Below are 8,330 nucleotides of genomic sequence, written 5' to 3' on the forward strand. Positions count from 1 at the left end.
ATGAAACTCGCAGTGGTGGGCGGCGGTTCCACCTACACCCCCGAACTGATCGACGGGTTCGCACGGCTGCGCGACACCCTGCCCGTCAGCGAGCTCGTACTGATCGACCCGGCCACCGAACGGCTGGAGCTGATCGGCGGTCTGGCCCGGCGGATCTTCGCCCGGCAGGGCCACCCGGGCCGCGTCACCACCACCTCCGACCTCGACACGGGCATCACCGGGGCCGACGCCGTCCTCCTCCAGCTGCGCGTCGGCGGGCAGAGCGCCCGGCTGCGGGACGAGACCTGGCCGCTGGAGTGCGGTTGCGTCGGCCAGGAGACCACGGGCGCGGGCGGGCTCGCCAAGGCGCTGCGCACCGTCCCGGTGGTCCTCGACATCGCCGAGCGGGTCCGGCGGAGCAACCCGGACGCGTGGATCATCGACTTCACCAACCCGGTCGGGATCGTCACCCGGGCCCTCCTGCGCGCCGGGCACAGGGCCGTCGGGCTGTGCAACGTCGCCATCGGCCTGCAAAGGAAGTTCGCGGGCCTGCTGGACCTGGCGCCGGCCGACATACACCTGGACCACGTGGGCCTCAACCACCTCACCTGGGAGCTGGGCGTGCGCCGGGGCGGCCCTGACGGCGAGGACCTCCTGCCGGGGCTGCTCGCCGCGCACGGGGAGGCCGTCGCCGAGGACCTGCGGCTGCCGCGGGCGGTGCTGGACCGGCTCGGCGTCGTGCCCTCGTACTACCTGCGCTACTTCTACGCCCACGACGAGGTCGTACGGGAGCTGGGGACCAAGCCCTCACGAGCCGCCGAGGTCGCCGCGATGGAGCGGGAACTGCTCGCCCTGTACGGGGATCCCGCGCTCGACGAGAAGCCGGCGCTGCTGGCCAGGAGGGGCGGCGCCTTCTACTCCGAGGCCGCCGTGGACCTGGCCGCCTCCCTGCTGGGCGACGGCGGCCCGGCCGTGCAGGTGGTCAACACGTACAACAACGGCACGCTGCCCTTCCTGCCGGACGACGCGGTGATCGAGGTGCCGGCCCGCGTCGACGGATCCGGCGCCGTCCCGCTGGCGGTGCCCCGGCTGGACCCGCTGTTCTCCGGGCTGATCGCGCACGTGAGCGCGTACGAGGACCTCGCACTGGACGCGGCCCTGCGCGGCGGGCGGGAGCGGGTCTTCAAGGCACTGCTGGCGCATCCGCTCATCGGGCAGTTCGACCTGGCCGAAGGGCTGACCGACCGGCTCCTGGCGCACAACAAGGAGCACCTGCCATGGGCGTGACCCTCCAGCCGGTGCTGGCGATCGACGCGGGCAACAGCAAGACGGACGTGGCGCTCGTCGGCCCGGACGGATCGGTGCTGTGCTCCGGCCAGGCCGGGGGTTTCCAGCCGCCGCGGACGGGCGTGGCAGCGGCCGTCGACGTGCTGGCCGAGGCGATGGCCGACGCCGGTCTGCGCGCGGGCGCCGCGGCCGGGCCGTGGGTCGAGCACGTGTCGGCCTGCCTGGCCAACGCGGACTTCCCCGTGGAGGAGTGGAAGCTGGAGCAGGAGATCGAGCGCCGCGGCTGGGGCCGTACGACGACGGTCCGCAACGACACGTTCGCGCTGCTGCGCGCCGGGCTGCCGGCGGGGGCCGAACCGTGCGGGGTCGCGGTGGTGTGCGGGGCGGGCATCAACTGCGTCGGGATGACCCCGGACGGGCGGACCGCGCGCTTCCCCGCGATCGGGCGGATCTCCGGCGACTGGGGCGGCGGGGGCGGACTGGCCGAGGAGGCCCTGTGGTTCGCGGCGCGGGCCGAGGACGGGCGGGGCGGGCCGACGGAGCTGGCCCGGGCGCTGCCCGCGTACCTCGGACACGCGTCGATGGCCTCGCTGATCGAGGCGATGCACCTGGGCCGGGTGCCGCACGCGCGGCGACACGAGCTGACACCGGTGCTGTTCGCGGTGGCGGCGGCCGGGGATCCGGTGGCGCTGTCGCTGGTGCACCGGCAGGCGGACGAGGTGGTGGCCATGGCGTCGGTGGCGCTGGATCGCCTGGGTCTGCTGGAGCGGGAGGTACCGGTGGTGCTGGGTGGGAGTGTGCTGGCGGCCGGGCACCCGCAACTCAACGACCGGATCGCGGCGGGCCTCGCCGAACGGGCCCCGCACGCCAGGATCTCCGTGATCACGGCGCCGCCGGTGCTGGGTGCCGGTCTGCTGGGCCTGGACGCGCTCGGGTCCCCTCCCATGGCGTACCGAAAACTGCGTGCCCATTTCGGGTGAACCCGCCCCGGAAGTCCTCCGGTCTGGAACCGTGGCGCCCATACGGACGTATTGACGGTGAAGGGGCGGCGAAGGGGCCCCCAGGGACGGATCGCCCTGGATCCAGCACCGGGTGCTGTGGTCGACCGGCACTACGGCCATACTGCTGCGCAGGGGGTACCTCCCAGCGTCGGCTGGAGGACGACAGGACCGAGGGGGAGGTCACGGTGGCGATCACTTCACGCGCGCCCGCGCCAAGGGGCGGTGCTTCCGTACCGTCCGCCGGGCCGACTGCGCCACCGCCCGACGGGCCGGCCGGGCGGGGCACCGCCTGGGCCGAGGGCGTGGAACGGCTGCGCGAGGCGGCGACCACCGAGCCGGGCCGGCTGCGGATCATCGGCGCGGTACTGGCCGCACTGATCGTGCTGTTCGGCACGGCGAGCGTCTGGGAGATCTCCGACCGGGCCGCGGCCGCCGACGACGTGGTGGGCCGCAGCCAGCCGCTGAGCGCGGACGCGGCGAGCATCTACCGCTCCCTGGCGGACGCCGACACGGCCTCCTCCAGCGGGTTCCTGCTGGGCGCCCAGGAGCCGCGCGAGGTCCGCCGGCGCTACGAGAAGGACATCGCCAACGCCTCCAAGCTGCTGGTGAGCGCTGCCGCCAACACCGGCGGCAACGAGGACTCGCGCCGGCAGATCACCGTGCTGAGCGAGCAGCTCCCGCGCTACACCGGCCTGATCGAGCAGGCCCGGGCCACCAACCGGCAGGGCCTGCCGCTGGGCGGCGCCTACCTCCGCTACGCCAACGATCAGATGACCACCCAGCTGCTGCCCGCCGCGCAGCGGCTCTACGAGTCGGAGACCAAGCGGCTCTACCAGGACCACGACGACGCCCGGTCCTGGCCGCTGGCCTCGGTCGGTCTGGGCCTGCTCGCGGTCGCCGCCCTCCTCTGGGCGCAGCGGCGCAACTACCGGCACACGAACCGGGTCCTCAACCACGGGCTGGTGGCCGCGACGGCCGCGTCGGTGGTTGTCCTGCTGTGGCTCGCCGTGGGGCACACGGTGGCGCGGTCCTCGCTGAGCGAGGCCCGGGCGGACGGGCAGGAGTCGATGAAGGTGCTCAACGACGCGCGGATCGCCTCCCTGCAGGCGCGGGCCGGTGAGAACCTGACCCTGATCGCGCGGGGCGCCGTACTGGCCGAGGACAAGAAGTCCGACAAGTACGACGTGGACTTCACCCACAACATGAAGCAGCTGGACGCCGGGCTGGCGACCGCGCTGCGGCTCGCCGACGACGCGGCCGGCCGGGACCCCGTCAGCCGGGCCGCGGACGGGGTGCGGCAGTGGAAGGAGCGGCACACCGCGGCCCGGGAGGCGGACTTGAAGGGGGACTACGAGGCCGCCCTGCCCCTGGTCGTCGGGGACGAGCAGCACAAGGAGAGCAGCGGGGCAGCCTTCGACACGGTGGACGCCTCCCTGGAACAGGCCGTCGCCCACGAGCAGCAGGAGTTCACCCGGGCCGCCCAGGACGGGCTCGGCGCGCTGGGGGGCCTGGTGACGGGCGCCGCGGCCCTGGTGGTCTTCGGCGCGGCAGCGGCTCTGCTCGGCATCGGGCGCAGGCTTTCGGAGTACAGGTGAGCGCGATGCGGATACGAACGGGGCGGGCCGCCGAAGGTCACGAGAACACCCAGGGCCACGAAGGCCCCGAGAGCCGGGCGGGCCGGGCCCGGCGGGCGGCGACCGCGGGCGCGGCGTCCGGCATCCGCCGCGCCACGGGCCGGCTGCGCGGCTGGGGCGGGGTGAGCGCGATGGCCGTCGCCTGCGCGACGACCGCCGCCGCCGTCCTGCTGCCCCTGGCCCACGCGACGCCCGACACCGGCAGGCCGGTGGTCCGCCGGCCCGCGTCGATGGCCGCGGCCCCGGCCGCGCCCTGGACCCTCACCGACACCTGCCAGGACCCCGAGGCCAGCCTGCGCCCCTCCGATGTGGACGGGGCGACGATCGCGCGGATCAGGGCGGCGGGCAAGCTCGTCGCCGGCGTGGACCAGAACAGCTTCCGCTGGGGCTACCGCAACCAGACCGCCGAGGGCAGCCGCCTCGACGGCTTCGACATCGACCTCGTCAAGGCCATCGCCAAGGACATCCTGGGCGACGAGAACGCGGTCATCTACCGGGCCATCCCCACCAGTCAGCGCGTTCCCGCCCTTCAGGAGGGGCGCGTCGACATCGTCGTGCGGACCATGACCATCAACTGCAAGCGGCTGGAGGACGTCGCCTTCTCGACGGCCTACTTCGAGGCCGGGCAGCAGGTACTGGTTCCCAAGGGCTCTCCGGTCACCGGGTACGACACCTCGCTGAAGGACCGGCGGATCTGCATCGCGTCGGGTTCCACGGCCGAGCTGGCCCTGAAGGCCCAGTCGTACGGCTCGGTGCCGGTCACCGTCGCCAACCAGCTCGACTGCCTGGTCCGGCTCCAGCTGGGCGAGGTCGACGGCATCATCACGGACAACGCCCTCGCGGCCGGCCAGGCCGCCCAGGACCCCTCGGTGCGGCTGGTGGGCTCGCCCTTCACCCGCGAGTTCTACGGGGTGGCGATGAACAAGGACGCCTCCGACCTGGTCCGCCGGGTCAACAAGGTGCTGGAGAACTACCGCGCGGGCGGCGGTGAGAGCCCGTGGATGAAGGCGTACCTCAAGCACCTGCAGCCCGTGCTGCCCGGCGTGACCGCGCCCCCCGCACCCAAGTACCGGGACGGCTGAGGCCCGTGACGGTTTCGGACACGGGACCGGGCGCGGGGCAGGATAGGAGGACGGACACGGAGGCGGCGGCGGAAGCGGAGGCACAGTCGGTGGAGGCGGGGGCGGCAGTGATGGACCGGGACGGCGTCGACCGCGCCCTGGCCCGGCTGGGCGCGGAGCACGAGGCCGTCGAGACCTCGCTGCTCGCCCTCCAGGACCATGCCGGGCGCCGGCTGCTGGAGGGCGCCGCCCTGGCCGGGATCACCAAGGACCGCTGGACGACCGCCGACGCGGACATCACCCGGCTGTGGACGTACTTCGACGCCTACAGCGGGGCGCTGACCGCCGCCCGGGAGGTCCGGGAGCGGCGGCGCTGGCCGAACCGCGAGGACCTCATCGAGCTGACGGAGCGGCTGCGCGGGCCAGGAGTGCTGATCGCCGGGGCCGGGACCGAGGGCGTCGCGCTCGCCGAGCGGCTCTCGCTCGCCGAGCTCGTGGCCCGGATGAACGGCCTGTACGCGCGCTCGCTCGACGTGGTGGTCGCCGCCGACGCCGTGTGGTCGGCGCTGCCCGCCCGGATCGACCTGCTCGCCGCCGAGCTGCACCGCACCCGCTCGCTGGCCCACTCTGTGGGCGTGCGGCCGGGCGAGCACCCCGCCGGCGACGACCTGGAGGGCATCACCGCCGAGCTGACGGAGCTGCGCACCCAGGTGATCGCGGATCCGCTGGCCTTCTGGGTGCCGGCGTCGGGCAGCTCGGCGCCCGGCGGCGGCCGTCCGGACACGGGTCGCTACGACCGGGCCGCGCTCGCGCTGGAGGACGTACGCCGCGAGATCGAGGCGGTGCTGGACGTGCGGCAGGACGCCGAGCAGCGGCTGATCGCCCTCCGGGACGTGCTCTCGCGGGCCGACCGGACCCTGGCGGAGGCGCGGACCGCGCGCGGCGAGGTGCTGGCGAAGATCGCCGCGTCCGAGGTGCCCGCGGTGAGCGGCCCGCCCACGGTGCTCCAGGAGCAGCTCGCGGCGGCGGCCGAACACCGGCGCCAGGCCCGCTGGCACCGGCTCTCGCCGCTGCTGGAATCCCTGGAAGTGCGCGCCGAGGAGGAACTGCGGCGGGCCCGTGAATCGTTGACCGCTGTGACGGCGCCACTGGCCGTACGGGCCGAGCTGCGCGGGCGGCTCGACGCGTACAAGGCGAAGGTGGCCCGCCACGGAATGGCGGAGGACCCCTTGCTGATCGAGCGGTACGACACCGCCCGGCGGATGCTGTGGAGCGCGCCCTGCGACCTGCGGGCCGCCGAGCAGGCCGTCCTGCGCTACCAGCAGGCGACGGCGGAGTCGCTGGTGCCGCAGCACCGGCCCCAGCAACTGCGAGACCAGGAACAGCGGCCCGACGGGCCGGGAGAGGGGGACGCATGAGCCTGATAGGAACCGCGTGCGTTCGCCCCGGCTGCCCGGGGGCGTACGAGGACATGGGCGGCGGCGAGGTCTACTGCGACACGTGCGGGCTGGCGCCGATCGGCTCGATCGCGGCGGGCGCGGACGAGCTGGTGTCGCCGCCGACGGGGATGACGAGCGCGGCCCGGGGTTCCCTGGGCTCCGGCGGGTCCCGTGGGTCGATGGGCTCGCAGGGCTCCCACGGCTCGGCGCGGTCCTCGGCCTCGGCCCGGTCCTCCCGCTCCTCCTCCTCGCGCCGTTCGGTGTCCGGGCGGCTGTCGCGCTCGGTGTCGGGGACGACGTCCACCCGTTCGGTGTCGGTGCGCAGTTCGGGCTCGGCGGCCTCAGGCCGCAGCCGGCTGGGCGCCGGGCTGGTCAACGTGCCGGAGGTGCCGCGTCCGAATCCCTCGACCGCGGTCCTGGAGAACCCGGAGGTGCCGGAGCGCAAGCGGTTCTGCTCGCGCTCGGACTGCGGAGCCCCGGTGGGCCGCTCCAGGGGCGAACGTCCGGGCCGGACGGAAGGGTTCTGCACCAAGTGCGGGCACCCGTACTCCTTCGTGCCGAAGCTGCGCTCCGGTGATGTGGTGCGCGGCCAGTACGAGGTGGCGGGCTGCCTCGCGCACGGCGGCCTGGGCTGGGTGTATCTGGCGGTGGACCGGGCGGTCGCGGACCGGTGGGTGGTGCTCAAGGGCCTGCTGGACACCGGGGACCAGGACGCGATGGAGGCCGCGATCTCGGAGCGGCGCTTCCTCGCGGAGATCGAACACTCCAACATCGTGCGGATCTACAACTTCGTGGAGCACCTGGACCAGCGGACCGGTTCGCTGGACGGGTACATCGTCATGGAGTACGTCGGCGGCAAATCGCTGAAGGAGATCGCGAACGAGCGGCGCCGGCCGGACGGGCGGCGCGACCCGCTGCCGGTGGAGCAGGCGTGCGCCTACGGCATCGAGGCGCTGGAGGCGCTCGGCCACCTGCACAGCAGGAACCTTCTGTACTGCGACTTCAAGGTCGACAACGCGATCCAGCAGCAGGACCAGTTGAAGCTGATCGACATGGGCGCGGTCCGGCGGATGGACGACACCGAGTCGGCCATCTACGGCACGGTGGGCTACCAGGCTCCCGAGGTCGCGGAGCTGGGCCCCTCGGTCGCCTCCGACCTGTACACGGTGGCGCGGACGCTGGCCGTGCTGACCTTCGACTTCCAGGGCTACACCAATGTGTTCGTGGATGCGCTGCCGGATCCCGAGCACATCGAGGTGTTCCGGCGGTACGAGTCCTTCTACCGGCTGCTGGTGCGGGCGACCGACCCGGACCCGGGGCGGCGGTTCTCGTCCGCGCAGGAGATGGCGGACCAGCTGACGGGCGTGCTGCGGGAGGTGGTCGCCCTGCAGACGGGCCGGCCGCGGCCGCAGCTGTCGACCCTCTTCGGCCCGGAGCTGCGTGTTCCGGACACCCGGCTGTTCGCCGACGCGGCCGACACGGTCGTCTCGCGGCTGGGCTACCGGCCGATCGCTTCCCGGCCGTTCGCGTCCCGGCTCGGTGGCGTGCTGTTCGGGGCCCCCGGCCGCGGCAGGGCCCCGTACGGAACTCCTGGGCCCGGGGCGCCAAGAGGCCCGGCGCCGTCCACCGGGGCCGCTCCGGCCCCGGGATCGGCCGGGGCCGCCGGCCCCTGGGCGCCCGGGCACCTCGGCGGCACGCCGCCAGGCGGAAGGCCTGGACTCGGGGCGCCCGGCGGCGCGGTGACGGCCGGGCCCGGGAATCCGGCCGGGGGCGCGCCGCTGCCCGCGCTCGGGAGCACGACCACGCACATGACGGGTGCGCCGGTGCCGGCACCGCGGCAGGCGCCCACGGCCACGGGGACGCCGCCGGCTCCGGTCACGGGGGCGGGGGCGGTACTCGCCCCGGTGACCTCGCCGCGCCTCCCGGGAG

At 74.3% G+C, this 8,330-nt stretch carries 7 protein-coding genes; 6 read left to right on the forward strand and 1 reads right to left on the reverse strand.

The features are described from left to right. The 5 genes from ACWGIU_RS02865 to ACWGIU_RS02885 all read left to right on the forward strand — a co-directional run bounded on the left by ACWGIU_RS02865 (position 1) and on the right by ACWGIU_RS02885 (position 6,380). Positions 1-1,266, forward strand: a complete 1,266-nt coding sequence (locus tag ACWGIU_RS02865) for a 6-phospho-beta-glucosidase (RefSeq protein ID WP_453701887.1) — start codon at positions 1-3, stop codon at positions 1,264-1,266. Next, entirely contained in the window at positions 1,257-2,246 is a 990-nt protein-coding gene (locus tag ACWGIU_RS02870) for an N-acetylglucosamine kinase (RefSeq protein ID WP_453701888.1), read from the forward strand. The genes ACWGIU_RS02865 and ACWGIU_RS02870 overlap by 10 nt, the downstream gene beginning before the upstream one ends. A gap of 206 nt (positions 2,247-2,452) precedes the next feature. Further along, on the forward strand, positions 2,453-3,862 hold the full coding sequence (locus ACWGIU_RS02875) for a hypothetical protein (RefSeq protein WP_453701889.1): 1,410 nt from the start codon (positions 2,453-2,455) through the stop codon (positions 3,860-3,862). Positions 3,863-3,867: 5 nt separating this feature from the next. Next, positions 3,868-4,983, forward strand: coding sequence for a glutamate ABC transporter substrate-binding protein (locus ACWGIU_RS02880; RefSeq protein WP_453701890.1), 1,116 nt, complete (start codon positions 3,868-3,870; stop codon positions 4,981-4,983). Positions 4,984-5,093: 110 nt separating this feature from the next. Beyond that, positions 5,094-6,380 (forward strand): hypothetical protein, encoded by a 1,287-nt coding sequence (locus ACWGIU_RS02885; protein WP_453701891.1) that lies wholly within the window; start codon positions 5,094-5,096, stop codon positions 6,378-6,380. 70 nt (positions 6,381-6,450) lie between these two features. Here the strand turns inward: ACWGIU_RS02885 and ACWGIU_RS02890 are convergent, their stop codons facing one another. Further along, the gene (locus ACWGIU_RS02890) at positions 6,451-6,777 is read right to left on the reverse strand and encodes a hypothetical protein (RefSeq protein ID WP_441350760.1); all 327 of its coding nucleotides are present in this window, start codon (positions 6,775-6,777) and stop codon (positions 6,451-6,453) included. A 10-nt stretch (positions 6,778-6,787) separates the two neighbouring features. On the opposite strand from ACWGIU_RS02890, the gene ACWGIU_RS02895 reads away from it, so the two are divergent. Then, the coding region (locus tag ACWGIU_RS02895) for a protein kinase domain-containing protein (protein ID WP_453701892.1) at positions 6,788-8,330 on the forward strand (1,543 nt) is incomplete at its 3' end.

It is taken from the genome of Streptomyces sp. NPDC054840 (genome assembly GCF_053611065.1).